Origin of the sequence: Shewanella sp. Iso12 (genome assembly GCF_012030025.1) — a bacterium.
GTDB classification, from domain to species: domain Bacteria; phylum Pseudomonadota; class Gammaproteobacteria; order Enterobacterales; family Shewanellaceae; genus Shewanella; species Shewanella algae.
Genome location: NZ_JAAUHW010000006.1, coordinates 56,158 through 83,047, shown reverse-complemented (window position 1 = coordinate 83,047; position 26,890 = coordinate 56,158). Strand labels below are relative to the sequence as shown.

The 26,890-nt window shown below is 50.1% G+C and carries 17 protein-coding genes, 2 tRNA genes and 1 pseudogene; 4 read left to right on the top strand and 16 right to left on the bottom strand.

Going from position 1 to position 26,890, the window contains the following annotated elements:
* The first annotated feature begins 50 nt into the window (after positions 1–50).
* Entirely contained in the window at positions 51–1,850 is a 1,800-nt protein-coding gene (locus tag HCX89_RS12350; protein ID WP_037474016.1) for an autotransporter assembly complex family protein, read from the top strand.
* The gene (locus tag HCX89_RS12345; protein ID WP_167716220.1) at positions 1,847–5,845 is read left to right on the top strand and encodes a translocation/assembly module TamB domain-containing protein; all 3,999 of its coding nucleotides are present in this window, start codon (positions 1,847–1,849) and stop codon (positions 5,843–5,845) included. Before HCX89_RS12350 ends, HCX89_RS12345 begins: the two co-directional genes overlap by 4 nt.
* 157 nt (positions 5,846–6,002) lie before the next feature.
* On the opposite strand, the gene rplY is transcribed toward HCX89_RS12345, so the two are convergent.
* Complete coding sequence (rplY, locus tag HCX89_RS12340) at positions 6,003–6,290, bottom strand: 50S ribosomal protein L25 (protein ID WP_045282740.1); 288 nt, start codon at positions 6,288–6,290, stop codon at positions 6,003–6,005.
* A 294-nt stretch (positions 6,291–6,584) separates the two neighbouring features.
* On the opposite strand from rplY, the gene HCX89_RS12335 reads away from it, so the two are divergent.
* Positions 6,585–7,088 carry a hypothetical protein gene (locus tag HCX89_RS12335; protein ID WP_044734399.1) on the top strand — a complete coding sequence of 168 codons (504 nt, stop codon included), beginning with the start codon at positions 6,585–6,587 and terminating at the stop codon, positions 7,086–7,088.
* Here HCX89_RS12335 and HCX89_RS12330 read toward each other — a convergent pair.
* Complete coding sequence (locus HCX89_RS12330) at positions 6,976–7,524, bottom strand: DUF882 domain-containing protein (RefSeq protein ID WP_081737067.1); 549 nt, start codon at positions 7,522–7,524, stop codon at positions 6,976–6,978. The genes HCX89_RS12335 and HCX89_RS12330 overlap by 113 nt on opposite strands.
* Before the next feature lie 184 nt (positions 7,525–7,708).
* The gene (locus HCX89_RS12325; protein ID WP_167716218.1) at positions 7,709–9,163 is read right to left on the bottom strand and encodes a murein L,D-transpeptidase; all 1,455 of its coding nucleotides are present in this window, start codon (positions 9,161–9,163) and stop codon (positions 7,709–7,711) included.
* A gap of 203 nt (positions 9,164–9,366) precedes the next feature.
* Between HCX89_RS12325 and HCX89_RS12320 the strand changes: the two are divergent.
* Positions 9,367–9,657 (top strand): annotated as a pseudogene (locus HCX89_RS12320) (HU family DNA-binding protein); the annotation flags it as partial.
* A gap of 213 nt (positions 9,658–9,870) precedes the next feature.
* Here HCX89_RS12320 and HCX89_RS12315 read toward each other — a convergent pair.
* From HCX89_RS12315 to HCX89_RS12255, 13 genes are all read right to left on the bottom strand, one after another.
* Positions 9,871–9,944: transfer RNA gene (locus HCX89_RS12315), tRNA-Cys, on the bottom strand.
* A 36-nt stretch (positions 9,945–9,980) separates the two neighbouring features.
* Positions 9,981–10,056: transfer RNA gene (locus HCX89_RS12310), tRNA-Gly, on the bottom strand.
* 168 nt (positions 10,057–10,224) lie between these two features.
* Complete coding sequence (gene pgsA, locus HCX89_RS12305) at positions 10,225–10,773, bottom strand: CDP-diacylglycerol--glycerol-3-phosphate 3-phosphatidyltransferase (protein ID WP_028779289.1); 549 nt, start codon at positions 10,771–10,773, stop codon at positions 10,225–10,227.
* Between the two features lie 47 nt (positions 10,774–10,820).
* Entirely contained in the window at positions 10,821–12,650 is a 1,830-nt protein-coding gene (uvrC, locus tag HCX89_RS12300; protein WP_117200649.1) for an excinuclease ABC subunit UvrC, read from the bottom strand.
* A gap of 90 nt (positions 12,651–12,740) precedes the next feature.
* Positions 12,741–13,385 carry a UvrY/SirA/GacA family response regulator transcription factor gene (gene uvrY / locus HCX89_RS12295; protein WP_025009635.1) on the bottom strand — a complete coding sequence of 215 codons (645 nt, stop codon included), beginning with the start codon at positions 13,383–13,385 and terminating at the stop codon, positions 12,741–12,743.
* Positions 13,386–13,661: 276 nt separating this feature from the next.
* Positions 13,662–14,183: a hypothetical protein gene (locus tag HCX89_RS12290; protein ID WP_025009634.1), complete on the bottom strand. Its 522-nt coding sequence runs from the start codon at positions 14,181–14,183 to the stop codon at positions 13,662–13,664.
* A gap of 537 nt (positions 14,184–14,720) precedes the next feature.
* Positions 14,721–16,337 (bottom strand): VWA domain-containing protein, encoded by a 1,617-nt coding sequence (locus tag HCX89_RS12285; RefSeq protein ID WP_144220138.1) that lies wholly within the window; start codon positions 16,335–16,337, stop codon positions 14,721–14,723.
* A complete protein-coding gene (locus HCX89_RS12280; RefSeq protein ID WP_243889399.1) occupies positions 16,325–18,163 on the bottom strand; it encodes an AAA family ATPase in 1,839 nt (612 codons plus the stop codon). The genes HCX89_RS12285 and HCX89_RS12280 overlap by 13 nt, the downstream gene beginning before the upstream one ends.
* Positions 18,164–18,361: 198 nt before the next feature.
* Complete coding sequence (locus tag HCX89_RS12275; protein WP_167716216.1) at positions 18,362–21,700, bottom strand: type I restriction endonuclease subunit R; 3,339 nt, start codon at positions 21,698–21,700, stop codon at positions 18,362–18,364.
* A gap of 17 nt (positions 21,701–21,717) precedes the next feature.
* The gene (locus HCX89_RS12270; RefSeq protein WP_144190532.1) at positions 21,718–22,245 is read right to left on the bottom strand and encodes a hypothetical protein; all 528 of its coding nucleotides are present in this window, start codon (positions 22,243–22,245) and stop codon (positions 21,718–21,720) included.
* On the bottom strand, positions 22,245–23,261 hold the full coding sequence (locus HCX89_RS12265) for an ATP-binding protein (protein WP_144190531.1): 1,017 nt from the start codon (positions 23,259–23,261) through the stop codon (positions 22,245–22,247). The genes HCX89_RS12270 and HCX89_RS12265 overlap by 1 nt, the downstream gene beginning before the upstream one ends.
* Before the next feature lie 60 nt (positions 23,262–23,321).
* Positions 23,322–24,710: a restriction endonuclease subunit S gene (locus tag HCX89_RS12260; protein ID WP_167716214.1), complete on the bottom strand. Its 1,389-nt coding sequence runs from the start codon at positions 24,708–24,710 to the stop codon at positions 23,322–23,324.
* A complete protein-coding gene (locus HCX89_RS12255; protein ID WP_167716213.1) occupies positions 24,700–26,319 on the bottom strand; it encodes a class I SAM-dependent DNA methyltransferase in 1,620 nt (539 codons plus the stop codon). The genes HCX89_RS12260 and HCX89_RS12255 overlap by 11 nt, the downstream gene beginning before the upstream one ends.
* Positions 26,320–26,890 lie beyond the last annotated feature (571 nt).

Sequence of the window (26,890 nt, the reverse complement as noted above, 5' to 3'; positions counted from 1 at the left end):
TGACCAAATACAGTCGCTTTCCCGCGTATATCCTGAGTTTTGCGTCGATCATGCTGGCAAGCCCCCAGGTAGTGGCCGCCGATGATCCTCTGCTTAATCTCCGCATTGAAGGGGTTTCGGGCGAGCTTGAGAAAAATATCCGCGCACACTTGGGCAACTTTCCGGAGTCCAAGGTGCAGCGCCGTGCCTATCTATTTAATGTCAGCGACAGCGTTGAGGCCGCGCTGGAATCCATGGGTTATTACCATGGCAAGCTGGAACAAGAGCTCAAGGAAAGCGAACAAGGGCCGTGGGAGCTCAAGCTCACTATCACTCCGGGAGAAGTTACCCGTCTGCAGTGGGTCGATATCCGCCTCGAAGGCGAAGTACTCAACGACCCCTGGATCAACCGCTGGCTCAGCCAGGTCAAGGTCAAACCCGGCGATCCCCTCAATCACGGCGATTATGAACAGATAAAGTCGCAGCTTATTTCGCTGGCGCTGGCCCGGGGCTATTTTGATGGCCATTATCAAAAATCAGAGATCCGCGTTAATCGCGATCTCAATCTGGCACAGTTCAACCTGTATTTTGACTCGGGCAAGCGTTATCAATTTGGCGAAGTGAGCTTTGAAGGCCACAGCCTGCAGCCGCAGTTGCTCGATGACTTGTTGCCATTCAAGCCCGGCGCGCCCTACAGTACCCGCAAGCTCACACGGCTCAATCAGGAGCTGCTGGATACCGGCTATTTTGCCAATATCAAGGTGTTGCCCCAAATCGACAAGTTGACAGAAGACAGCATCCCGGTACGGGTCGAGTTGACCCCAAGACCGGATCACTCCATTGAGCTGGGTCTGGGTGCCGACATCGGCTCCAGCACAGACAGCAGCCTGGATCCCAGGGTCCGGGTGACCTGGCGCACCCCGCAGATAAACAGTTACGGCCATTCCCAGGAAACCAGCATAGAGTGGTCGAGAGACAGACCTAAATTCCTCTCTACCTATACTATTCCCCTGACTCATCCTTTGGATGATCAGCTCAAGATCCGCGTCGGTCTGCTGAGGGACAAATACGGCGTAACTCAGGACTATGTTCCTGAGGACAGGGACTTTAGCAATACAGGTCAGTTGGAATCAACCAAGAAGCTTCTCGGGGTTGGCCGCAGCAAACGCCTGCATAACGGTTGGCTGCTGAGCTACTCGCTGGAAGCGATTCAGGAAAGCTACACCCAGTCGGATATTGATTATGATCCTGGATTTTTGCTGTTTGGTACCACGCTGTCCAAGACCATACGCGGCGATAACAGCCTGGATCCCAAGTCGGGTTTCCGGCAACTTTACAGTATTGAATATGCCGATCCTTCACTGGGTTCAGAGATCCGCCTGACTCGGATGCAGGCCAAATTCAAATGGATTGAGACGTTCTTTGAAAAGCACAGATTTGTTTCCCGTCTCGATCTCGGGGTCAACCTGGCGGCCGAAGGCGATCTGGCCTTGATCCCGCCGTCGCTGCGTTACTTCGCCGGTGGCGATCAGAGTATTCGTGGTTACAGCTATCAGGAACTTGGGCCTCACTTGGATTACACCAATGATCAGGGCGGCCTTTCACGGGAAGTGGTCGGTGGCCGCTATCTGGCGGTCGGTAGCCTGGAGTATCAATACTACCTGACCCCAAGCTGGCGGCTGGGTACCTTTGTCGACGCAGGTAACGCCTTTGATGTCAGTCAATTTGAACCTGTGGTTTCCGTGGGCGGTGGTATTCACTGGATATCCCCCATAGGCCCCATCAAACTGGATGTGGGCTTTGGCCTGCACGAATCCGATGCCGAAGACAGGCCCTGGCGTATTCACCTGACCATGGGGACAGAATTATGAGCCAAGCCCCAATGCCACAGAAACCCAACCCAAGCAGCAAGCAAGTGGCGAAAAAGACGCGCCCCCTGTGGCTCAAGTCCTTGAGGTGGTTCACCCGCACACTTTTGTATATCCCGCTCGGCTTGCTGGTGCTGTTGGCACTCTTGCTGGGCACGGCACCCGGGAGCCATTTAGCGGTATTTCTTGCCAGTGCTCTGGTGCCGGATCTTGAACTGGAATATGCTTCCGGCACCCTGAACCGGGAGCTGCAACTCAAACAGGTACACTGGCAGATGGACGGCATCAGTGTCGATGCAGATGCCGTTACCCTTGCCTGGCAGCCTGCCTGCCTTTTGCAAAAGCAGTTATGTGTCGACGCCCTGGTGTTGACAACGACCCGGGTCGACATAGACACCCAGGCCTTAGCCTCAGATTCAGCCTCTGAAGAAGAAGCGCCAAGCTCGGGAGAACTGGTACTGCCCTTTGGCATCAGCCTGAAGCGAGCAAGCCTCACGGATATTCAAGTGCGGGTCGATGAGATGCATTTTGATGCTGCGGCATTGAATACAGCAGCCAATTGGCAGGAAAGTGGTTTGCAGATCATCCAGCTTGAAAGTCGCGGACTCAGCGTGCTGATCCCTGAGGCTAATGCGGCAGAAGCGCAAGCGACAGACAAAAACAAATCAGCCGCAGTGGCCAAGCAACAAAAAGCGGCACCAAAGAGTGAGACTGATGAATGGGCGCTGGCGCAGATGCCAAACGTTGCCATGCCCTTCCCCATTTATTTAAAGCATGCCGAGCTAAAGGACTCACGCCTGCAGATCATGGGGCGGGATGACAGGTTTGAGGAACTGCGTCTCAGCGCCAGCTACATCGGCGCCGAGCTGCGAGTCAACGAGTTTTATGCCAAACACACAGATGCCAGTCTGTCGCTGGAAGGTGAACTGACTCTGGATAAACATTGGCCCATGGCACTGACGGTACAACTGGAGTTACAGCGTTTACCTGAACTACCGGGACTCGAGCAGCAACAGCTGGATCTCGCCCTCAAGGGAGATTTCAGCGACTTGCAACTCAAGGCCAAACTCAGTGGCGAGCAGAGCCTGGCACTCAATGCCAGCGTCAATCTCGCCAACCCGGAACTGCCCTATTCAGTGAACATCTCAGAAGGGGAACTGCATTGGCCCTTTGATCTGGCTCAGTACAGTGTCAGCGAACTGGCGTTGGAAAGCCGCGGCAGCCTCAAGCAACAGGCCGCCAGTGTGGTCGCTCAGATAAGCACTCCCTTCTACCCTGAGCTCAGCCTCAATACCCGCCTGGCGCATCAAGGCCAAAGGCTCAAGATTGAAGAGTTCAGCAGTGACAGTAGCGCCGGTAAACTTGTACTCCAGGGTACGCTGGATTACGCCGATGGCATCGCCTGGGATGCAAATCTTGCGCTTTCACACTTCAACAGCGGCGCGATAACCCTGCCTTCTACCGAAAAAGCTGCGAAGGAAAAAGACCCAAATAGCCAAGTTGCCCACAACAAGCGCAAGAGTGACAACGAGGCAGCAAGTGCACAAAGCCAAGCAGACGAGGGCAAATCTGAAGAAAGTCTGGCGGAAGATACGCCGGTGATCCCGTCCAGCGATATCAGCGGACAGCTGGCCAGCAGTGGTCGCTGGCAGGATAGCAAGTGGCGAGTGAGTCTGAAGCAGACCCAACTTCAGGGCTCATTGGACCGCCTACCCTTTGAACTGACAGGCGATCTGGATATAGATGATTCGCTTGAGCTCAGCAGCCAGGGATTATCGCTGCGGGCGCTCAATACCCGCCTGGACCTGTCAGGCAGCGCCAAAGAGCAATGGGCTCTCAGTGCCACGCTGGACGTGCCCGATTTCAATCTCTGGCATCCTGACGCTTTCGGTGCTTTGACGGCAGATATCCAGGTGGTGGGCGATGCCAAACACCCGCAGGTACAGCTCAAGGCCAATACCCAGAGCATCAGATTTGGCGATCTCAAACTCAGCGGCAGTCAACTCAAGGCGCTCTATGCACCGCTGGATCTGCATGAGTTTGCCCTGTCGCTGAAGACAGGTGAATTTGACGGCGCAGGTATTCATCTTGATGGCATCACTCTCAGAGCCAAAGGTAATGAACAGCAACAGAAACTGGGGCTGGAAACCGAGGGCGATCTGCAGCTGGATACTGCCATCCACAGCAAGCTGGATCTCGCCAAACAAAAGGCCAAGGTGGAACTCAGCAAATTCAACTTGGGATCCGTTCTGGGGCTGTGGCAGCTTGAACAAACAGTGTCACTGGACTGGGATCTCAAGCAGAACCGTGGTGAACTCAGTGGCTTTTGTTTGAGTCACCCATCCAGCAGACTCTGCCTGACCGATAATGTCAGCCTCAGTGACAAGGGTGAAGCCAAGTTGCATTATCAGGGGCAACCCGGGCAACTGCTCGCCAAGCTGTTACCCGAGCAGTTCAGCTGGCAGGGTGATGCCTTGATGGATGCCGCCATCGTCTGGAAACCCGGCGCGCGTCCGCAGGGTAAGCTCGACTTCCAGTTGGCTCCTGGGAAAGTCAGCCTTAAACGCAAACAGCAAGCCAGTGCCAGCGTCGACTATCAGGCGTTGAAACTCAACGCCACCCTGGATGATGATGCGCTGAGAAGCCATATTCTGTTCAATTCCGATGCCCTCGCCCGCTGGGAAAGCCAGCTGGATATCAAGGTCACTCCGGATCGCAGCCTCAGTGGTTACGTCAATATTGAAAAAATCAATCTACAACTGCTTGGCCAGTTCATGCCACAACTTGAAACCATTGAGGGTTTACTCGGCGCCAACCTGAAGTTGGATGGCAGCCTCAACAACCCAGAGCTCAGTGGTCAACTTAACCTACGCGATGGAGCCCTGGCCAGTACAGTCAACCCCACTAGACTGGAGCAGATATCACTGGATATGGCCTTTGCCGGCCAAACCGCCGAGCTCCAGGGCCAGTGGATGATGGGCAGCGGCCAGGCGAACCTCAGCGGTCAACTGCGTTGGCCTGAAGGACAATTCAGCGGTGATATCCAGCTCAAGGGACAAGAACTCGGTGTCATTCAACCACCACTGGCAATTGTCAATGTCAGCCCGGATATTCAACTGCATTTCAGCCCGGACGCGCTCGATATCAAGGGTGAGGTCAAGGTGCCCTCCGGCAATATCAAGGTGGTGCAACTGCCGGCCGGAGGGGTGAGCGTATCATCCGATGTGGTATTCAGCGACTCTATTTCCGAGCAGGAGGCCAAGGCATCCTCCATGGCCTTGAGCGCCGATCTGAATATTGATGTCGGTGATAAGCTGGCTATCGATGGTATGGGTCTCAAAGGGATGTTGGTGGGTACCTTACGGATGCAGCAATCGCCGCAGAAGCCGCCGCAACTCTTTGGTGATATCAAGGTAGTTAACGGCAGCTATAAATTCATGGGGCAGACGCTGAAAATTGCCACAGGTGCGGTGCAGTTTGTTGGGCCTATGCAGATCCCCAACCTCAATATCGAGGCTATTCGGGAGATCCGCGATGAAGATGTCACCGCCGGGGTACGTATTACAGGCACTCCCAACAAACCGATAGTGACCCTGTTTTCCAACCCCGCCAAGGAGCAGGCCGAAATCCTCTCCTATATTGTCCAGGGTAAAGGTTTTGGCTCCGGCAATGAGCAGAACAACTCACTGATGATGGGCGCAGCGCTGTCGCTGAGCTCCCAGGTCGATGGTGGCGCCATTTCCAGCCTGGGCGACACGGCGGCCGGCCTGGTAGAGATGTTTGGCTTCTCCAATGTGCAGTTGGATACCAATGATGATGGTAAAGTCGCCATCAGCGGCTATATTGGCAAAGATTTGATGATCAAATATGGTGTCGGTGTATTCAATCCGGGTTATGAAATGACGGTACGCTACTATCTGTTGTCGCAGCTCTACCTGGAAAGCGTATCCGGCACTCTGGGCCAGTCACTGGATATCTACTACAGCTTTGATCTTTAACTCATGGTAGCGGATGTCTGCCTTGCGGGCATCCGCTACTTATCCCATCCGGCCTGGACATAAAATGCGACTTAAAGCCTAATTAGCTGTCCCTGCAGCTCAAAATGCAGACATAAAAAAAGCGCCCTGAGGGCGCTTTTCAACATCCAATTATCGATTAAGCGTAAACGAAGTCTACGTGCTCGATCATTGGCTTGAACGCGTGACGCTGCATAGCCTGAGCGCGTACTTTAACTTCTTTACCGTCCAGAACTATGGTCAGATCGCTGGTGTAGAAGTCATCGTTGGTTTGGATGTTGATGATATCTTTGTGCTCGAACACAATAGCAACGGCTTCTTTGCCGGCGCCATAGATAACGGCTGGAACTTTCCCGTCACGACGCAGGCGGCGGCTCGAACCTTTCCCAATCTCAGTGCGGGTTTGTGCTGGAATAGTGTAAGACATAATAATACTCTTTTGATAGTCAATAACTGGCCACTATTTTCGACCAATAGCGGCCTTCATATAAAGCGGGCGAATACTAGCACAGAGGTAACTGAGCCGACAAGCTGATTTACCCTTTACAGGTAAAAGTGAAGTCAATTTCTCTCTCCCGCTGTTGCTCATCTGTAACATCTGTAATCATTAAGAAAAGCCATTGCTTAGCAGAGGTTTTACCCTGATCGAGATCACAATTTTTCCATCGCCCTGCTGCTACCCTGCTTTCAGTAATCTGGTTTTATTACATGAAGCAGGCCGATGAACGCCAATCTGCAGCAACTGATACGGGATGATAGCCTGTGCTATAAACTGGCAGCGGAACTCCATTACCTGATCGAACATGCTCCGTTTCAACAGGAGAAGCTCGACCTGATTTTATTGGAGTTTCTCGCCTGTAATCAGCAGAAAAGCGGCCATCTGTTACATTTGATGCGTGCCTGCAACTGCCCGGATCTTATCGAGCAATTGAGCTCAGACGCTCTCTTTTATGACAGACTCAACACCTTGGTCGCCGACTGGCAGCAAACCCGCGAGCTGTTACGTCTCAGATTGCAGTTCAGCGAGCTGATGGCTCTATTGGAAGATAGAAAACCCCGCGAACAGGGCTTTATCCGCAGGGCAGAAACCAATCTCTCTGTGCCGGAAAAACCTACCAGCTGCGCACCGGCCCGCAGTCAACGTGGACAAATCCCGACTTCGGATAATAGCCGACTCCCCCTAGTTTTAATGACAGGGCAGCCTCACGCAAAGTCTCAAGCTTAACTCCGGGGATCGCGATATCCATTGCCATACCCCGCATATGGTAACTCTTCTTGGCTACGCCGTTACTCTTGCCGGCCAGCATGGCGTTGGTTTTAGGCGAGCGATAACCTGAAATCACATGGATCTCTTCAGAAACCGACAATGTCTGCTGCAGGTTGAACAGGAGATCGAACAGGCGTTTATCCATAGGGGCCGCCAAATTCAGCCGATGATCTCTCAGCAGATGGCTGAACTGCGACAGAGTGTTACTCTGATAATGACCGTCTTTCCAATAAGTCCCATCGCCACGCTCCCCTGTATGCCGGTTATAAAAACTCAGATATCGACTACCTTTAGTAGACCGACTCGCCATCGCTTTTGAAGGAAGCATAGAAACCATTGCCGCGCCGCCAAGGCCCATCAACAACTGCCTACGGGCAGGACATACTACTGACACTTATTCACCTTGCACAAAAAACAACCACAAGGCGGCAAATTATACGGGATTAACGCCAAGGTCAAGCGCCGATTTAGAGGCAGCGCCGCGGCCTTTTGAGATGAACTAGACAGAAATCGAGATAATTCCTTGCACCACATTAAGTTAGTAAAGCTTGGGTTCGGCGTCCCAAAGATACTGTTTATCAAGGACGCAGCAAATGCTCCTCACTTCCCTGATGCTGCTCTGCCTTGTGGGCCAATTCAGTATTCCTTATCGTCTGCGCCTCAAGTGCCACCTTAACTCCCGGGCTCAATTGATAGATGTCGCTGCGAAATTGCGCTCTTTCCCGCTCATCCATCCACGCAGTCCAATAAACCAGATGAACAGGCAGGCGCTGCTCAAAGGCAAACCATTGAGTGGTTTGATAGTCACTTTGCATCCGCTGCCAGGTTCTCTTGTCCCGCACCAGATTATTGGCCATCCAGGACGCCAACTCTTCCACCTTGTCGACCCGGATACAACCGGAAGACAGGGCTCGATTGGCTTTGGTAAACAGATGCTTGTCCGGTGTGTCATGCAGATAAACATTAAAGCCATTGCTGAAATGGAACTTATAGCGTCCCAAGGCATTATCGGCGCCCGGTTGCTGTACCAAACGATAAGGGAAACGGCCACTCGCCTCTTTTTGCCAGGCTGCGGCGCTTTCTTCCACTCTATTGCCCTGATAGTCATAAACATTGAAATGCCGCTGCTGCAGATATTCACCATCCTTGCGGATCTGCGGCAGTAAGTCGCGCCTCAGTATACCCCTTGGCACAGTCCAGGTAGGATTTAAAACGATATTGGATACCTCACTGCTGAGCAGTGGTGTTTGCCGATAGGGTTTGCCGACTATGACCCGGGAGCGTAACTGCACCTGGTTGTCATCCACCAGAGTCAACTCAAACGCCGGGATATTCACCAACAGATAGCGCTTTCCCAATTGCTGCTTGTAGACGGTGCGGGCGACGAAGTTGCCGGCCAGCATGCGGGCACGTTGCAATGGTTCAGTATTGAGCCAACGCAGCGTATCAGGGCCTATGATGGCATCGGTTTTAAGCCCATGACGGGATTGAAACGCTTCTACCGCCGAGGCCAGCTGCGGTGAATAAACCTTGTTGTCGCCCGGCTCGCTGCTGAGATCGCCAAGCCAATATAGACGCTTCGCAATTGTTGGGAGCAGCAGATGACTGTCGCCAGGGCGCAGCCAACCACCGGGATCCAACCTGGGCCATTGATGCCGCTCAGCGAGCCAAATGAGATAGCGGATCCGGCTGCTGGTTGCCAGATAGTCGTCTTCCTGAGGCTCCAGCGCCAGCGCCCGGCTGAGCGAATTGGCGTCAAGGGGTAGCGTGTTGAAGGCCAAAGGAACGCCACGACGCTTCCAGAAGGCTGCAATATCCTGTTCAATCCCCTCACGCAACTCCAGTTGAAGGTTAAGATCGCCGCGGCTCATGGAACGTAAATCATCGGCAAACTCCTGCCCTTCAGGCAGCAGAGCCAGCAACTGCAGCTGATTATTCAGGATCCTGATAGCGGCATCATCGGCTTTAACTGCATATGCCGCGCCGCTGAGGAGCAGAATGATCAGTAAAGGCATTAACACGCGCTTTGTCATATCGGCCTCCCGGGACATAAGCTCAATTATGGCAAATATGCGCCGTGATTCGATGATATTTTGCTGACAATTGGCTGAACGACCCTCGATTAACATAATACATTGGCAAGTCAATGATTATTAGCGATTGATAATTAACCACTTATTAGCACAAGCCTGTGATCATGGAGATTATTCTGATATAAAATCCTGCCAAAGCAGTAACAGGCAATATAATGAACAGACAAATGCTCATTCGGCAGATGGCCGAAAGACAACAGATCTCAAAGGCTCAAGCCAAAGTGCAACTGCAGCATATTCTGGCTAGCCTTACCCAGGCACTCAGTGAAGGCGAGAAGGTTTATCTGCCGCAGTTTGGCACTTTCGAGCTCAGATACCACCTTCCCCGCAACGGCCGTAACCCACAAACCGGTGAACCTTTGGAGATTGCCGGCAGCAATCAGCCTAGCTTTAAGGCTTCCCCTTCGCTGAAACAGGCTCTGCAGCCAGAGTAATACGTTCTCGGGGCAGGCTCTCTGCCCCCTGCATCAATAGTCATGCTTGTTGCTGGCCAAAGATATCAATACTGACGCTTGTATCTGACAGTTGAACCGGGATTTGATGTGATAAAAGTCAGCAGCTATTAACGAACGTAAACTTGGTATGAAAACAAGGGCTAAGTTTGCTTCTAGTGACTTTAAGGGAATTCAATTTAGGGGGATTAAATTTGGAGGCGCGACCCGGAGTCGAACCGAGATCGACGGATTTGCAATCCGCAGCATAGCCATTCTGCCATCGCGCCTTTTTGGGGTCACAGCATTGAGGTGCTGTGTGAGATTGGAGCGACATATCGGGTTCGAACCGATGACCTGTACCTTGGCAAGGTACCGCTCTACCAACTGAGCTAATGTCGCATCACTTTTCTTGCTTCGTTTTGTATTCAGAGCCAGCCCTGACTACGGATTGGCATTCTACGCTTTTAACCCCGACTGTCAACGAAGAATTAGTGCTTAACTGTTTGCTTGGACACTAAATAATCTTATCGAAACATTATTGTGCAATCGGGCACAAACTAGCACCGTTTAACCTGCTATCAGATCCTTCCAGGCGGCCTTGATATAACTGATCATCGACCAGAAGGTCAGGAAAGCCGCCACATACAGCAAGGCATAGGCGGTATAGATCATCCAGTCGCCCTGCTTCCAGATAAGGCCAATAATTGCCACCATCTGGGCTGCCGTCTTATACTTGCCAATCCAGGATACCGCCACAGCGCCGCGTTTACCTATCTCGGCCATCCACTCACGCAGCGCCGATATCACCAGCTCACGCCCTATCATAAACAGCGCCGGCAAGGTCAGCCAGATGGTGTTGTAGTCTTCAACCAGCAGCACCAGGGCCGTGGTCACCATCAGCTTATCGGCCACAGGATCCAAGAAGGCACCAAAACGAGTGGACTGCTCCAGTTTACGGGCCGCATACCCATCCAAGGCGTCGGTAATGGCTGCAAGCCAGAAAACAAATGCAGCCATGAACGGCGCCCAACTGTACGGTAAGTAAAATACCAGAACAAAAACAGGCAGTAAGAACAGCCTAAACCAGGTAAGGGCGATGGGTATATTAAACGGCATGATAAAACCAAATAATCAAAAGCAGCGCCAATCTTGCCTGATTTTTACTACCCCCGCAATGCATCGTGTATCGTTTGAGCCATTTCTGGACTAATCCCGGGCACTTTTGCCAATTCCGCCACACTTGCCCCCTTCACCTGTTGTAATCCCCCCAGATATTGCAGCAAAGCCTTGCGTCTTTTCGGGCCAATCCCCGGGATAGACTCAAGGCTTGAGGTGTTGCGGGTCTTTTGGCGTTTATTTCTATGACCGGTAATCGCAAACCTGTGGGATTCATCACGAATATGTTGAATAAGATGCAGCGCCGGTGAGTCATCCGGCAGTGAAAAGCTCTCTTCGGTATCACCGAAGATCAGGGTTTCCAACCCGGGTTTGCGGCTTTCACCTTTGGCGACCCCAATAAGTGTAGGTACGGCCTCTATGCCGACAAACTTTTCGTTGACCACTTCCTGGGCCATTCTGAGTTGCCCAAGGCCGCCATCGATAAAGACAATATCCGGGATCTTGCCCTGTGCATTGACTTTATCAAACCTGCGAGTCAAGGCCTGCTTCATCGCCGCATAATCATCACCGGGAGTAATGCCCTTGATGTTGTAGCGCCGATATTCGCTCTTGTCCGGCCCTTCACGATTGAACACCACGCAGGAGGCCACAGTGCTCTCCCCCATGGTATGACTGATATCGAAGCACTCCATACGTTTAATCGGGGTGCTTTGTTCAAGCGCCTCTTCAAGCAGCAGGAATCTCTGCTCCACCGTATTGCGGTGGGCCAGCTTGGTATTGACGGCATTGGTAGCATTGGTCTTGGCCAGGCGCAGATAACCGGCTCTGTCCCCCCTGACCCGAGTGCGGATGGCCACTTTCTTGTTCAGTGCGTCCATTAACACCTGCTCCAGCTCTTCCAGCTCCTCATAGCCGTCACTCAGGAGAATTTCCCGCGGGATAGTACGCTGAATATCGACATTGAGATAAAACTGCAGCATAAAGGCTCTGAGTACCTCAGCCATTTCGGTCTGCGCCGGCACGCTGGGATAGTAGCTGCGGCTACCGAAAATCTTGCCCTCGCGAATAAACAACAGGTGGAAACAGGCCACCCCTGAGGCGTAGTGCACCCCAATAACATCAAGATCACCATGGCTGGATGACACTTCCTGCTGCTCGGCCACTCGTCTGAGCGCCATGATCTGATCCCGATAGCGGGCCGCCTGCTCGTAGGCCATGGACTCGGCCGCCTGCTCCATTTTCTTGACCAAGGCGCTGAGCACCTGCTGATCCTTGCCCTTGAGAAACAGGGTCGCCAACTTGACCTGCTCCAGATATTCCTCGTCCGAGACCTTGCCGACACAAGGGGCGCTGCAACGCTTGAGCTGGTACTGCAAACAGGGACGCGAGCGCGCCTTGTAGTAGAGATCGTCACATTGACGAATAGGAAACAGTTTCTGCATCAAATGCAGGCTTTCACGCACCGCACCGCCATTGGGATAAGGCCCGAAATACTGCCCCTTCTCCCGTTGCGGCCCCCTGTGGTAAGCAAGCCTGGGGTGCCTGTGCTGGCTCAGCAAAATAAAGGGGTAAGACTTGTCATCCCTGAGCAGCACATTGTATTTCGGCAAGTACTGCTTGATGTAATCGTTTTCCAGGATCAGTGCTTCGGTTTCACTGTGAGTCAGTGTCACATCGATATTGGCGATATGGGACACCAGCGCCTGAGTCTTCACATTGGGCAGATTCTTGCGAAAATAAGACGAGAGCCGTTTCTTGAGATCTTTGGCCTTGCCCACGTAAATCACGCTACCGCCGCTGTCGTACATACGATAGACGCCCGGCGCTGAGGTCAGATTTTTAAGAAAAAGCTTGGGATTGAATTCCTGCGGCATGAACCCACTCTATGAATAACGGCTGAAGAGATAAAGATTTCAGGGACAGAAAACAACAAAGAAAGAGGGAGCCATGGCTCCCTGTGTAAATCAGAACTGCCCGGTGTCGAGCATTTTATACCGAATCGCCAATCGGGTCAGCTCCACATCGCCGCTGATCCCCAGTTTGGCAAACAAGCGATAACGGTAGCTGTTAACCGTCTTGGGGCTGAGATTCAGCTGCTCGGAGATATCATTGACCTTCTCACCATTGGTGATCATCATCATGATCTGCAATTCCCGCTCAGACAGCGACTTGAAGGGGTTTTCATCAGTCTGATCAAACTGACTCAAGGCCATCTGCTGGGCAATTTCCGGTGACAGATATCGCTGCCCGTGAGCGACCTGCCGAATGGCTTGGATCACCTCCGGCGGCTTGGCTCCCTTGGTCAAATAACCGGAAGCACCGGCCTGCATCACCTTGGTCGGGAAAGGGTCCTCTGAGTGAATAGTCAATACTATGATTCTGGCATGAGGTTGGTAACGCAGAATTTTACGGGTGGCCTCAAGCCCCCCTATTCCGGGCATATTCATATCCATCAAAATCACATCGGCTTCATTCTGCCTGCTCCACTGCACAGCAGCTTCGCCATCACCTGCTTCCCCTACAACTTTAATGCCTTTCTCATCTTCGAGGATCCGGCGGATCCCGGTTCTGACCAACTCATGGTCATCCACCAAATATACGGATATCAACTTCAACCCACCTTATTATTGTCGGCCTTTTCGTGTAGCCCTGATTCTTCGAAGCCTTTGGGATAATTTAGCCCATCTGCCGACAATAGAAAAGCTCAAGTTAACTTTATGATTATAAAAGAAACTCATTCTTATGTTGACTTGGATAAGGGATAAAGTGCAACAATCTTCCCTTTTGTTGCATAAAAATTCTCTTGCCAAGGCAATAAAATGCCAAAATCAGTGCAACAATGCCTTGGCCGAAAGACAAATAGGTTCTGGTCGACATTGAGCCGGTTAGGATTCAACCAACATATGTAAGTTCCGGCCAACCCGTTTCAGATCTCTCAGGGCCGCCGCTTCTGTAGCCATACGCAGCGGCCTTTGCGGAATTTTGATGGTATTGTGCAAAATATCCATGTCATCGCGCTGGGTATGGGTAAATTCGATAGTGCCATAGGGTGTCTTGAAAACTCCCTTTCGACCTGTGGTCATCACGGTAATGTAGCTGATAGGGATCTGCGAAATCGCACCGTATTCAGACAGGGCCGATTCCAGCGAAACATAGTTATACTCACCGCGCCGCAGTGCACAGGCGATATGCTCTACCGCGTAACTATCTCGCCGGCTCAGTGCAAACAGGTATACGCCGCGGCAGGGCCTTTCCAGGATCCCCTGCTTTATCAACCTAGGCAGGCTCTGCTTAAACGCTTCTGCCGTATCATCAAAAAATAGCCGCCTGAGATTCCCCTTGGTATAAACATAAATACCTTTACGATCAAAACTGTGCAGCCGTTGCAAAGCAGTACTGATATCCATAATCCAATCAAGTAGACATAAAAGTGCTTAATAGCATACCTAAATGTCCACTTAAAGCTATTGGAGCGAGATGACCTCTCTGTCTGAATTGAGAGGAAAATTTATGGACTTGAAACTGTGTAGGCGAGCTCTAACACAGAACTGATTTTCCCAGTAGCAATCATTAAAACTGGGACACGGAAAAGCCCGCTTATTTGCACAAGCGGGTCTCTCAGAATAAGGCAGAGGTACAGAGATTTAAATCCTGCATAACGGCGCTATAAACCCAGCAATCCGCTAACCGATACCAGGCTAATCGCTATTATCAAAACCAAGATATGAAAAAGCCCGCCTGTTCACACAAGCGGGCTTCTCTGAATATGGCGGCCCGACTGGGATGAGTATGGGCACTGGGAATTAATAATTAAATTATAGGCTATGTTATTGAATTTAATAAATTCATGATTAGGAAGCCGTCCATAATCATCTACATTAGAAGGGAACAATCCTGACATGTTCAACGGGCCTAATTAATCGGGCACTAATATACATTGCTTACTAGTTGAGCAGTTCACTGTCCTGGCCAGGGTCTGTTTTAGACACACTCTTTTCAATAAGCTGCTTAGCAAAACCCACAATCTCCGTCACTTGTCGTGAGTAAGGGTCATAAATCCACTCTGTATCAAACAGCGTCTTCATGCGCCTGCTCATAAACACGCTACCGATAACCAAGGAGTTAAACCTGTTGCCCTGATCCCGTTGTTGTTCGATTTCCTGCAAAAGACTTTGCGGTAACTCACCCATTATGAAGTCAGACACCACCAAGACATCCGCCTTTTGGTAGTCGCCTTGTTTCAGCATTTTCAAGGCATGCGCCAATGCTGGTGCCGCATCAGTCCCACCATGGAAAGCTCGCCGCAAAAACGAAGTTAGTGCAGATATGCCATTGCTCTGTGTTAATTCAAAAGTATCGATACTTGAAGAAAAATCAATCACATAACACGCACGCTTTTCGGCTTTGGCTTTTGTACCCAAGTAGAGTGCCATCGCCTTAGCCATGTACTCAGGCTCACCTGCCATTGAACCACTGGTATCAATACAAAGGATCATCGGCCCCTTAGCGTCTTCGGCCTGCTCAGTGACCTCCACGTCATAATGCTCTATGTCATCCCTAAAGCTGGTGCCTTGGAGCTCAAAACACACCAATTTTGATTCAATATACTTTAAATCAAACAAAATGGCGGTTTCAGGATCAGCCATAAGCGCAAGCTCTGAAGGCAAAGCATGCTCAAGATCTTTACCAAGCCGTAAACCAATAATTTCTTCTTTTGAGTTGATATCAGTAACCGGATGACGAACTGTGCGGCTCTGCTTAATTACCGATACCTTCTCCGACCATTCAACTTCACGCATACGGCCCAATATATCGGCGATTTTTTTCGCGCCGGGGTCAGTCGTCAAATATCGGGCCCATTGCTGAATTTCTTCCAAGCAGTAAGGTGTTAACTCGCCTAAGCTGCCATCTAACCACAGCCCTGGCTCTAACCCTAAATCATTCAGCCCCTCATACAGCAAAGCCAAAGAGTCACACCACTCAATCATCCGCTCTACATTTTTCGAAGTCAGCTTAGCCATCAGTCCGCTGAGCCATTCGGATTGGCCTTTGTTTCTACTGTTTATCCTGAGAACAAATTGTTCCAGCGCCTTCAACCAGTCAGTCAACTCGCCTGCTTGCTGCTGACCGAGCTGTCTGAGTATCTCCGTTTGCCACGCAATTCGTGCCTCATCCAACCTTTTTCGCCATTCATTACAAAGCAGTTGTTTACTTAGCGCTATGGCACCGGCTTCCTGCCAGGTTTTCTGGCGTTGCTGATGCCAGAATTTGTTGTCAAAAGGTACTTTTGCAGCAAAGCAAAAATCCCGGTATTCAGCGATCATATGCTCACTTAGATCCGTCGTACTGGGATTCTGACTCAACCACTTATCAAGTCGCAGTTCATGGCGTAGAAAAGGGTCTTCCTTTGCCAGCTGAAGTTCACAATTACGCTGCCATTCACTGAGCCTACTATCCAGCTGTTCTTCCAAGGAGGAATAAGCTGCAATCAGTGGCGAAAATTGCTGTTTAAGACGAGCGCCAAGCAACGATGCCTGTACCTCTGCGCTTACTGGCTGCATAAAGACTCCAACCGCTCGCAGTCAGCAATACGTAGTTTAAGCTGTTCGATCTGTTTAAGAATGCCATCAACAGCCACATCCGTCTCTGACTCGCTAACAAACGGGCTGTTGAGAGTGGATTTATAAAGTTGACACTTGGACTCAACTGCCTCTAACACCTGAGTTAACTGAGCCCGCATGTCCGTAACTGACCCTGCCAGAGATGAGATCAGACGCTCATTGATGGCTTGCTTTTTATCGCCACGATGAAAAAGAACCTTTGGTTCAAACGCATAATCATGATGATTCTGATTAAGTTCCATTTTACACGTGCCCTGACCATCAAAATCACAGCTCACTCGAGAAAATTCATTTCCATTTTGATCAGTTGGATGAAACTCACCTTTAGATTTGAAACGACTTTCCGGGATATACAAGGTCATTTTTTCATCATAATTACGATTATATCCATATGATCTATATTTAAAAACGGCATCGACTCTGAAATAATTATTCCCATCTCTGAGGCTTTCTGTCTTGTAAACATCTTCTGAATAATACAGCTCCTGATTGATTTCCTTATCGAGCGCATCTTTCTGTTTATCCAGCTTGTGAAGATCAATATCGGTATTAAAGCCACAGCTTTTAACCGCATCATTAACCAACCCAGCAATAAGCGGCTGATTATCCGGTGTAGTCCACAGACAATGCTTGAGCAGCAACACATCGCTGTGGTTGGTCTCATCGCGACCATTGAAATATGCAGAGGCTTTTAGCAGCATCGCTGCCCTTTGCCAGCGCCTGTCAGACACGTACACCTTAAGCTCACCATATTTGGCCACCAGCTGCTCTCGAATGTATTTAATCACCAGCGTGGTATCTTGGCTCAAAGTCACGTCATGCAACAACTCTCGCCAATTGGCCAATTCCTGATATTTAATCAACAAAGAATCATCTACTTCAGGTGAATCTGAACTCGGTTTACTGTTCAATAACCGATTAAAGTTTTCTTCCTCACGAATGGGTGGAACGACCATTCGTATGATAAACCGATCGTAAAGCGCATCCAGTCCCTGGTTTTCAGCGGGAACTTCGTTGGAAGCAGCTATCAACGATTTCAGCGGTACCCTAACCCTTTCGGCGCCATTTTTAAAAATATGCTCATTGATAATAGTCAACAGACTGTTAAGGATAGCTGGACTCGATTTCCAGATTTCATCCAAAAATGCAAAGTCAGCAGTTGGCAAATAGCCGGCTATCTGCCGTGTATAGCGGTCTTCCTTGAGCTCTTTAAGTGACACAGGCCCAAACACTTCTTCTGGTGTGCTGAACCTATTCATCAGGTATTCAAAATACACTGGATTCTCAAACGCACGGGCAATACGGCGGGAGATCAAACTCTTGGCCGTACCGGGAGGACCAAACAAAAAGGTGTTGTGACCAGCAATCGCACCCAACAATGCTACGGCCAGCACCTGCTCACGCTCATGCATTCCAGCACTCACAGCAGCTAAAAGCGCTTCAATCCTTTGAGTCAATCTTGATTTAACGTCAGCTTTCAATTTTACAGCTTTCGTCACTGTGGTTGTCGCGGGGGTCTTCGGAGTGGGTTTCGGCTTAGCAGGTGGTTTTATATGAGGCTTTTCCAGTAAGTTCGGTACGTGTTTTTCCAGGAGCGACTTACCATGTATCTTTCCCTGAAAAGTTATCTTGCCTGTTTCATGATGCCAATTCATCAAGCCACCGCTGAGGCGATAGGTCTTGTAGTCTGGCTTGGACTCGTCCCACTTTCCATCGAGAGAATTGAGTCTGTCTTTCAGTTCTTCAAAGCTTCCTGCAAAATTCATTTTTGCTTCCTATTCCTTTTCAATAACTTGTCCATTATAAAAATTTGAGAAAAACCGTCATGCCGATGATAAATATAATTACTCCTTCACCGGCAGTGACCGTCCTTCTTGTTTGAGCTGGCTGGCCTGCCCGTTCACATCCACAATTTTGCCATCGGCACCAATCACCCGATTGGTCCAAAAGGCGAGAACCTCCCCCTACACCCTATTGGCCTTAAAGTTCTCGGCCTGGGCGAACACGTCCTGGTACACCTCGTTGTAGGTCACGGGCGGGTAGCCGTTTTTCGACAGCAGCATAATCAGCTCTACTTTGAGTGCCGATTTAATGTCGTCGCGGTTATTCCAGTCAGGGTAGCTGGCCTTGTCATCCACCACGGCTTTCACCTTGGCGGCGAGCTCCAGCAGGCGCGCTTCCTCATAGGCAAACTGATACTTGCTCGCCACGTGTTTGAGGATGTCGTAAAACGCCTTTTCCTCCACGCTGATCCCAAGGTCAGCAAACGACCCCATCTCCACCTTGATGTCGGCCATCAGCGCCAACAGACTGTCTACCGCTTCCTGATGCACCTCTGTGGTAAAGGCATCTTCCTCTTTGCGCTCGTTGTAATGATCTACCAGAGATCTCAGCTTCTTCGAGAACTCCACCGCTTTAAGCTGGTTGGTCTTTTTGAACTCCCCCAGCGCCTTGGCCAGCATCTTCTTGAGCAGTTCAATCTTGGTATTAGGCAGCTTGAGTTTATCGAGCCTGGCCAGATAATCCTCATCGAAGATATCTATCTGCTCTGCGCCATCTTCACCCAGATGGAAGATCTCCTCGACCCCATCGGCGCGGATAGCCTCTTCAATCATCTGCCTGACCTTAGTGTTCATCTGCGCCGTATCCGGTGCATCACCTTTGGTCAGCTTGTAGACGATAGAGCGCACCGCCAGATAAAAGTGAATACGGTCACGCTCACCCTGAGACAAACGCTCGGCTCCACAGCACACATCATAAGCCGCCTTCAACCGCTTCATCAGCGCCATAAAGCGCTTTTCCATCGATACTTTGGACAGCACAAAGTCGGCGGCGCGATTGAGGCAGTTAAGCTGAGCCACCGGGTTACCCTCAAAGTAATCTCCGGCATCAAAGCCATGCATCAATTGACCAAGTAAATCCAAGTGATCTTTCACCACAGCCACAGAAGCACTAATGTCTTCAAAGTTGGCTTCATCGGCCTTGGAGAACATGGCCAGCGCCTGATTCATCTGCCGCTTGATGCCGATGTAATCTACCACCAGCCCCTTATCCTTACCCTCAAACTTACGGTTCACCCGTGAGATAGTCTGAATAAGGTTATGGCGCTGCACCGGCTTGTCGATATAAATGGTATCCAGAAACGGCACATCAAAGCCGGTGAGCCACATATCCACCACAATGGCAATTTTAAAGTTGGATTTGGCCTGCTTAAACTGCCGGTCCAGCTCTTTGCGCTGCTCCTTGTTGCCAAGGAGATCGCGCAGCTCACGACTGTCTTCTTTGTTGCCGGTCATCACCATATTGACCATGGCAAGCGGCTTAACGCTGTCTTTGTCGGTGAGCGTCTCACCATCAGCCACCGATTTTATTTCAAACCATTCTGGCTTAATCGCTTTCAGCGCCTTGTAAAACTTAAAGGCAATCTCGCGGCTGCTGGAGACAAACATCGCCTTGCCCTTGATGGTGGAGCCTTCATCCACTCGCTGCTGGTAGTGCTGCGCAAAATCTCTGGCCAGCGCCGCAATGCGGTCATTGTCTCCCAGAATCGAGCCCATAGAGGCCATGCTCTTCTTGCTCTCTTCTATCTGATGCTCATTGGCGCCCTGCTCGGCGCAGTCATCATAGTAACGCTCAATCTCCTGCAGCTTGGCATCATCAAGCAGCACTTTGGCGGCTCGACCTTCATACACAATGCGCACTGTGATTTCATCATTCACCGACTCGCTCATGGTGTAGCTGTCTACCACAGCACCAAACACATCCAGGGTGGCATCTATAGGCGTGCCGGTGAAACCCACAAAGGTGGCATTGGGCAGCGATTGATGCAGGTGATAGGCAAAGCCATAGCTCTTGCGCACTGTGCCCTTGTCACTATCAATCACCACCTTCTGCTGCAGGTTAATCTGGCTGCGATGAGCTTCATCGGAAATACAAATCACATTGCTGCGGTCGGTCAGCAGTTCAGTATCTTCAGTGAACTTATGAATGGTGGTCAGGAACACCCCGCCACTGCTGCGCCCTTTAAGCTGTGTGCGCAAATCTTCACGGCTGGTCACAGTCACTACGGTTTGATCTTTCAGATACTGTTTAGCATTGGTGAACTGCTTGGAGAGCTGATCGTCCAGATCGGTACGGTCAGTGATCAGAATAATGGTCGGGCTGGCCAGCGCCTGGCTCTTCATCAAACGCCTGGCTAAAAACTGCATGGTGTAGCTCTTACCGCAGCCGGTAGCGCCAAAGTAAGTGCCGCCCTTGCCATCACCATGGATAAGGTTACCTTCTGGGCTGAAGCGCTTTTGCGCCCGCAGCACACTGTGGTACAGCTTGTTTACCGCGTAAAACTGCGGATAGCGGCACACCAGCTTCTCTTCACGGTTCGACACATCGGGGAAAAAGATAAAGTCCCGCAAAACCAGCCTAAGCCGCGCTTTATCAAACAGCCCCTGCAGCAGGGTATGCAGCGAGTCGATGCCGTCTTTCTCTACCGACTCCATGCCGCTTATCTTGCGCCAGCCATAAAAGAACTCATAGGGCGCAAACAAACTGCCCATCTTGTTATTGACGCCGTCGCTTATCACGCAAAGGGCGTTAAACACAAACAGCTGTGGGATATCACGGCGATAGTAGGAGGTCAGTTGATGCCAGGCCTGATAGATATTGGCCTGCTCTTCACGAATGGCGCTCTTGAACTCAAACACTACCAGCGGCAGGCCGTTTACGTACAAAATGAGATCCGGAATGCGCTTGCCATCAATACCCTCAATCTCCAACTGGCTCACCAGCTTGTAGATATTGGTATCCATCTTTTGCTCAACGTAAGGCGGTGATACATGCCGCCCCACATTCGATGAAGTCACATCATAGTTCGCAGTAGCTTCAGCAACACCGGCAGCAAGCTCATTTGAACCGACTGATTCTAGGCCCAAATGCTCTAAACCCAGATGCTCTAAACCCAGATGTTCCAAAGCACTGTAGTCCAGCAGCTGAATGCGCAAATCCTTGGCGCTGGGGCCATCCCGCTTAAAGGTAAAGCCATCTGCCAGCAACTGGCAAAACTGCTTGTTGGAGTCGTACAAGTCCCCGGCCGGCAGGGCTTCCAGCATGGCAATAATGCGTTTGATTTCAGCCTGGGTCAGGGCTTCTTCGGCATATCGATTACTCAGGTAGCAGGCCAAATCATCCAGCAGCAGCACTTGTTCCGGCGTGCGAACTATGCTGGCGCCATCAACATGCGAATACCCCTGCTCACCTAACAACTGAATAATCGCCGCTTCCAAACTTGCTTCTGTGAACTTGGTCATCCCTCCTCCGTATGAAACTACTGAACGAATTCAGCATTGAAAGGAGCTTGCTGAGCGAGCTCGCCATTTATGACCTTAAGATTCATTTGATTTACACCCCATAGCTTTAAATAACGACTAAGTCTTATGCGCAGACTATCTTGAAGCGGCGGTAGGAATTTCTTTGGAACAGGTGTGATAATCAACCGCAGGTAAAGGTTAACTAATGACCAATCAATTTGTTTAATAGTATCGGGAAACTCCGCATAGACTTGCTTATCTCGCTGAATTCCCCCCATCATTAGCATAGTTACCGCATTAACCATTTTCTCTTCTATGTCTTTGAAATATTCTTCGTATTTAGCGGGACTATTTTGGGAGCTTGGTACACTTGATTTGGCCTCAACCAGCCATAGACTAGTCCGCCCGTCAGTACTCAAAGCAAATTCAACCATTTTAACTCCTGGGCCTAGAGCATTATGAGCAGGAGTGTTTTCCATTATATAACAGTCGGTTGCTGGGTATGGGCCAAATTTCAAACCGGACTCTACAAATTCAACAGTCATCAGATCCCCTCAAACTCTTGCTCAAACAAGCGTATGGATTCATTGATGATTTCATTGTCAGGTAGGCCATCTCGAAGCAAACAGGTCTGATGCCACTGTCCATCACTATTCCCCATAAATGTAGGGATCGGCATTGTTTTTTGGTGCGCAATCAATAGCAGTTTTTTGATTACATAATAGGAATGAGTAGCTATAAAGAACTGTATTCCTGCTTCAGCAAGCACGGCAATAATATCAAGCAACTGTACTATTGCCGTAGGATGAAGGGCAGATTCTGGCTCATCTATAAATACGATTGAATTTGCTGATAGATAACGATTACCGAGCAACGTGTCTAAAATTGCAACTTTCTTGATACCCTCAGCGGTTGTACTAATAGAAAACTTACTGTTACCTCTGCGATATAACCATTGTCCTTTTTTTGTATCGAACTCGATCTTACCCGCAAACATATTTTCAAGTGTTTTCCGAGATTGAACGAATGCATCACTATTGCGACCTTTTTGGGTCGGATTTTGCAATGCAAGCACTAAATCTAAATATGTCGCATCAAAACCAAATGCACGGTCTTGCAATACAGACTTCTGAATTACCGGCATCAAGCTCAGCACTTCTTTTGGAGGCAAAAATACCGAGTTGGCCTCCCGAGGTGACAAATTGTTCAAGTGAGGATCAATTTTGCGCGTGGTATCAGGTCCAAATTCAAAAACCAACGAGCTCTTATCGTTAAGCGTAATCGCGGCCCTGAGCTTATGGCTCTTGCCCTTGGTAACGATGTCACCTATTTTATCTGCTTGAAATGTCCAATAGAGCTTATCACTTAGCACCTCATTAAAATCACGTTTGTCGTTACCTCGCCCAGTTTCCTCATGACTTCTAATGGCCGAGTACAAAGCCTTCAATAAGAAAGTCTTACCGCAACTATTCGCGCCCATAATGAGATTTATCTGTCCTAAGCTACAGCCTTTAGCCGTACGAATCGGACCATAGTGTTGTAAGTCAAAACTAGCGATCATCGGTTTAGTTCCCACTTCTAAAAAATTCTACATTAAAGCCATGACATTCGGTGTCGCCACTCATGCTTGGCCATCACGAACTTCAACGAACGTTAATGTCACTTCGTCATCAGTTTTCTCATGAATTTCAGCAAGATTCAATTCACCAGACAACAGCTTAGGAAGCAAGGTATCGCGGTGGCTGGCTAATGTCTCACTTTGTTTATTATTTGCTGCGATTTTTGCAAATATTGGCGTTGCAGCACTCTCAAAGAGTTGTAACAACGCTTCTGGAGGACAAAGTGCAGCCAAACTATGCACATAATTTCTGTTGAGACTAGGAACAGCAGACCCTGAGTTAAATACCTTCAAGTCGATAGACCTCAGCAAATGGTAAGCGTAATAAGGACCGCTTAAACGGTAATCTCGAATATACAAAGCTGTGTTTAACGGCCAATACTTTTCCAATGAAAGATATACATTACCAATTACACCACTTCGGCCTGTAATTATTCCGGGAGGCTCCATCTTGAACTCGTTGTGAGTCCCATGAAATCCTCCTGCAGCATAGACAGGATATTCACCGTCAACACGCTTTGACTTAGGCAAATCAAAACCACGATGCAGCTCAAATAAATCCAGTACCGTTCCGACGTCCCACCCCTTGGGTATCCAGCCGAGTTCTGGGTGCTCTTCAAAGCTGTCGGGGAACAGGGCGCGGGTCTCGGGCGGCAGACGGCCAATAGCAGAGGCATCAGTATCTGCGCCGGCAGCTTCGCGCAATGCCTGCCGAATCGCCACCCGCTTTGCCAGCGGCTCAGGGATGCCCTCGCCTTCAAACTCCCTCTCAAAAAAACCGCTATCCAGGGCGTTGTCGATCACTGGGTCAAAATCGACAAACCAGCTCTTAAACAGCGCCTGCGCCATCTGCTCCAAGGTCTGGTTGGTTTGGGTGTTGAGGGTGATTTTTAAATCTGAAGGTTCAAGTATCGAGACAATCTTATCTTGTAATTCTCGCTTTGGAGCACGAATTTCAACATTCCCAAAATGTGTTTTATTTAGGATTGGAGTGGCTGAACCGCTTGCAATATTTTTCAATTCTTGCTGCATAGTTGACAGCACATAATATACAAAAACAGGATTGAACTGGCTTTCATCTACGATGATTGTGTTGATTTGCTGGTTTGTCACTGAGTCTTGACCTACCAGCACCGCTTTACCCATATCAGAGCCAATACAGGACACCGCTACACTACCCTCAGGAACTAGGTACTTCTTGCTAACCTCCAAACCGACTTCAGACAAATATCTGACTGTAGAATCAATACAGCGTCTTCCATCCATGTCGCTAGGAGTGATGAACGGAATGCCTTGGTCGTCAAATGCGCCTTCAATATTACTGGACGGGGTCTTACCAGTTACAATTCTGCCCACAGAATGCAGCGGATGACTTTTCCACTCAAAACTCATAACCCAGCCCCTTCAGGTTCACTCTGATTTGCACTTCCAGCTTGGCGGATTCGGCAAACTGCTCGGCCAGCTTGGCGGTGAGCTCCTGCATCTTGGTCTCGAACGGGATGCCGTCATCTTCCACATCTGCGGCGCCGACATAGCGGCCCGGTGTCAGCACAAAGTCGTTGGCCTTGATGTCATCGAAACTGGCCGATTTGCAGTAACCGGCGATGTCCTGATACACCACTTCCTTACCTTCCGCATCAAGCACCTTTTGACCGCGCCAGGTATGGAAGGTGGCGGCGATGTGGGCGATATCATCAAGCGTAAGCTCTTTCTGCTTGCGGGAGATCATCGAGCCCATATTACGGGCATCAATAAACAGGGTCTCGCCGCTACGCTTGCGATAGCCCTTCTCTTCATTGGCTGACTTATCTTTGGTGAGGAACCACAGACACACGGGGATTTGGGTGGTGTAAAACAGCTGCCCCGGCAGGGCAATCATGCACTCCACCAGATCGTCTTCAATAATCTGCTGGCGGATAACCCCTTCGCCACTGGTATTGGAGCTCATGGAACCGTTGGCCAGCACAAAGCCTGCGCTGCCTTGGGTTGAGAGCTTGGAGATCATGTGCATGATCCAGCCATAGTTAGCGTTGCCGGTTGGTGGCACCTGATAGTCGGCCCAGCGCGGATCTGTGGTGAGCTCGGCTTCCTGACGCCATTGACTCTGGTTAAACGGCGGGTTGGCCATAATAAAGTCGGCTTTCAAATCAGGATGCTGATCTTTAAAGAAGGTATCAGCGGCCACTTCGCCCAGGTTGGCCGCAATGCCACGAATCGCCAGGTTCATCTTGGCCAGCTTACGGGTGGTGTTAGCGTACTCCTGACCATAAATGGAGACATCCCTCTGGTTGCCCTGATGGGCCTGAATAAACTTGAGCGATTGCACGAACATCCCCCCTGAGCCGCAGCAAGGGTCGTAAATTTTGCCCTTGTAGGGCTCAAGCATTTCGGCAATCAGGGTAACCACACACTTGGGAGTGTAGAACTCACCGCCGCGCTGGCCTTCACTGGCGGCAAACTTACCCAGAAAGTATTCATACACCCGGCCGACCACATCCTGTTCCGACAGCCGGCACTCATTGGACTGCTGCTCAACAATCAGATCTATGTTATTGATGGTGTCCACCAGGGATGCCAGCTTGCTGGGCTCCAGATTCAGTCGGGAAAAGTAGTTTTCCGGCAAGGCGCCAGCCAATGATTTGTTGTTCTTCTCCACTGTCTTCATGGCAGTGTCGATAATCAGCGCCAGATCATCCTGCTTGGCATTGGCGATCACATGGCTCCAGCGCGCCTCCTGCGGCAGGTAGAAGACATTCTCCATGGTGTAGAAGTCCACCATATCGGCAAAAGTCGCGCCCATTTCTGCATGCTCTTTGAGGATTTGGGCTCGGCGCATTTCAAACTTGTCGGAGATAAACTTGAGGAAGATAAGACTGAGCACCACATGTTTGTACTCGGCAGACTCAACGCTGCCACGCAGCTTGTTGGCACTGTCCCACAGGGATTCTTCAAAACCTTTGGATACGTTTGCCGCGCCTTTAGCCGATGGGCTTTTCGCCATAATGATTGATTCTCTTCTCTGCGCTCTACCATGTTGCATAAACTGCGGCAAAGCGGTACTTAAGCTGTGACAGAAAAGGAAGCAGAGCACCTGGTGGTGCAAAAGACAGGATCCAGCTTCCTTATCTTTAGGATTAGCGGCGGTAATACCAGTAAACCGCCCAAGATATGGAGGGTGATTGTGCCATATATTGGTTTGAACTGACCAGCAGAGCAGCTTGATGGCCCTCATAAAAATCGCTTTTAGACCCGACTTACAGTTAAGCCGCCAGCAAACGCTGAAAACGCACAGAATAAACGCCAGTAACAGCAGAAAATTCTGTCTTGGCAAGCAGGTAATAATCACATCAGGCTACTAGTACGCCATTAGCGAGGTGTTGTTGCCGAAATTTTTGAAACATCATACAAAAAAGCCCGCCTGTTTACACAAGCGGTCTTCTCTAAATATGGCGGAGGAACCGGGATTGGTACCCTGCATGACGGCGCGATAACCCCAGCAATCCGCTAACCGATACCAGGCTAATCGCTATTATCAAAACTGAGATACGAAAAAGCCCGCCTGTTTACACAAG

What these genes read in the sequence shown, in the direction of transcription:
- HCX89_RS12285 (WP_144220138.1), bottom strand. Translation starts at nt 16,337, where the DNA reads ATGCAGCCAGTAAGCGCAGAGGTACAGGCATCGTTGCTTGGCGCTCGT.
- HCX89_RS12290 (WP_025009634.1), bottom strand. Translation starts at nt 14,183, where the DNA reads ATGGATATCAGTACTGCTTTGCAACGGCTGCACAGTTTTGATCGTAAA.
- HCX89_RS12275 (WP_167716216.1), bottom strand. Translation starts at nt 21,700, where the DNA reads ATGACCAAGTTCACAGAAGCAAGTTTGGAAGCGGCGATTATTCAGTTG.
- HCX89_RS12255 (WP_167716213.1), bottom strand. Translation starts at nt 26,319, where the DNA reads ATGGCGAAAAGCCCATCGGCTAAAGGCGCGGCAAACGTATCCAAAGGT.
- HCX89_RS12325 (WP_167716218.1), bottom strand. Translation starts at nt 9,163, where the DNA reads ATGACAAAGCGCGTGTTAATGCCTTTACTGATCATTCTGCTCCTCAGC.
- pgsA (WP_028779289.1), bottom strand. Translation starts at nt 10,773, where the DNA reads ATGCCGTTTAATATACCCATCGCCCTTACCTGGTTTAGGCTGTTCTTA.
- rplY (WP_045282740.1), bottom strand. Translation starts at nt 6,290, where the DNA reads ATGTCTTACACTATTCCAGCACAAACCCGCACTGAGATTGGGAAAGGT.
- uvrC (WP_117200649.1), bottom strand. Translation starts at nt 12,650, where the DNA reads ATGCCGCAGGAATTCAATCCCAAGCTTTTTCTTAAAAATCTGACCTCA.
- HCX89_RS12280 (WP_243889399.1), bottom strand. Translation starts at nt 18,163, where the DNA reads ATGAATTTTGCAGGAAGCTTTGAAGAACTGAAAGACAGACTCAATTCT.
- HCX89_RS12335 (WP_044734399.1), top strand. Translation starts at nt 6,585, where the DNA reads ATGAACGCCAATCTGCAGCAACTGATACGGGATGATAGCCTGTGCTAT.
- HCX89_RS12260 (WP_167716214.1), bottom strand. Translation starts at nt 24,710, where the DNA reads ATGAGTTTTGAGTGGAAAAGTCATCCGCTGCATTCTGTGGGCAGAATT.
- HCX89_RS12345 (WP_167716220.1), top strand. Translation starts at nt 1,847, where the DNA reads ATGAGCCAAGCCCCAATGCCACAGAAACCCAACCCAAGCAGCAAGCAA.
- HCX89_RS12270 (WP_144190532.1), bottom strand. Translation starts at nt 22,245, where the DNA reads ATGACTGTTGAATTTGTAGAGTCCGGTTTGAAATTTGGCCCATACCCA.
- HCX89_RS12350 (WP_037474016.1), top strand. Translation starts at nt 51, where the DNA reads ATGCTGGCAAGCCCCCAGGTAGTGGCCGCCGATGATCCTCTGCTTAAT.
- HCX89_RS12265 (WP_144190531.1), bottom strand. Translation starts at nt 23,261, where the DNA reads ATGATCGCTAGTTTTGACTTACAACACTATGGTCCGATTCGTACGGCT.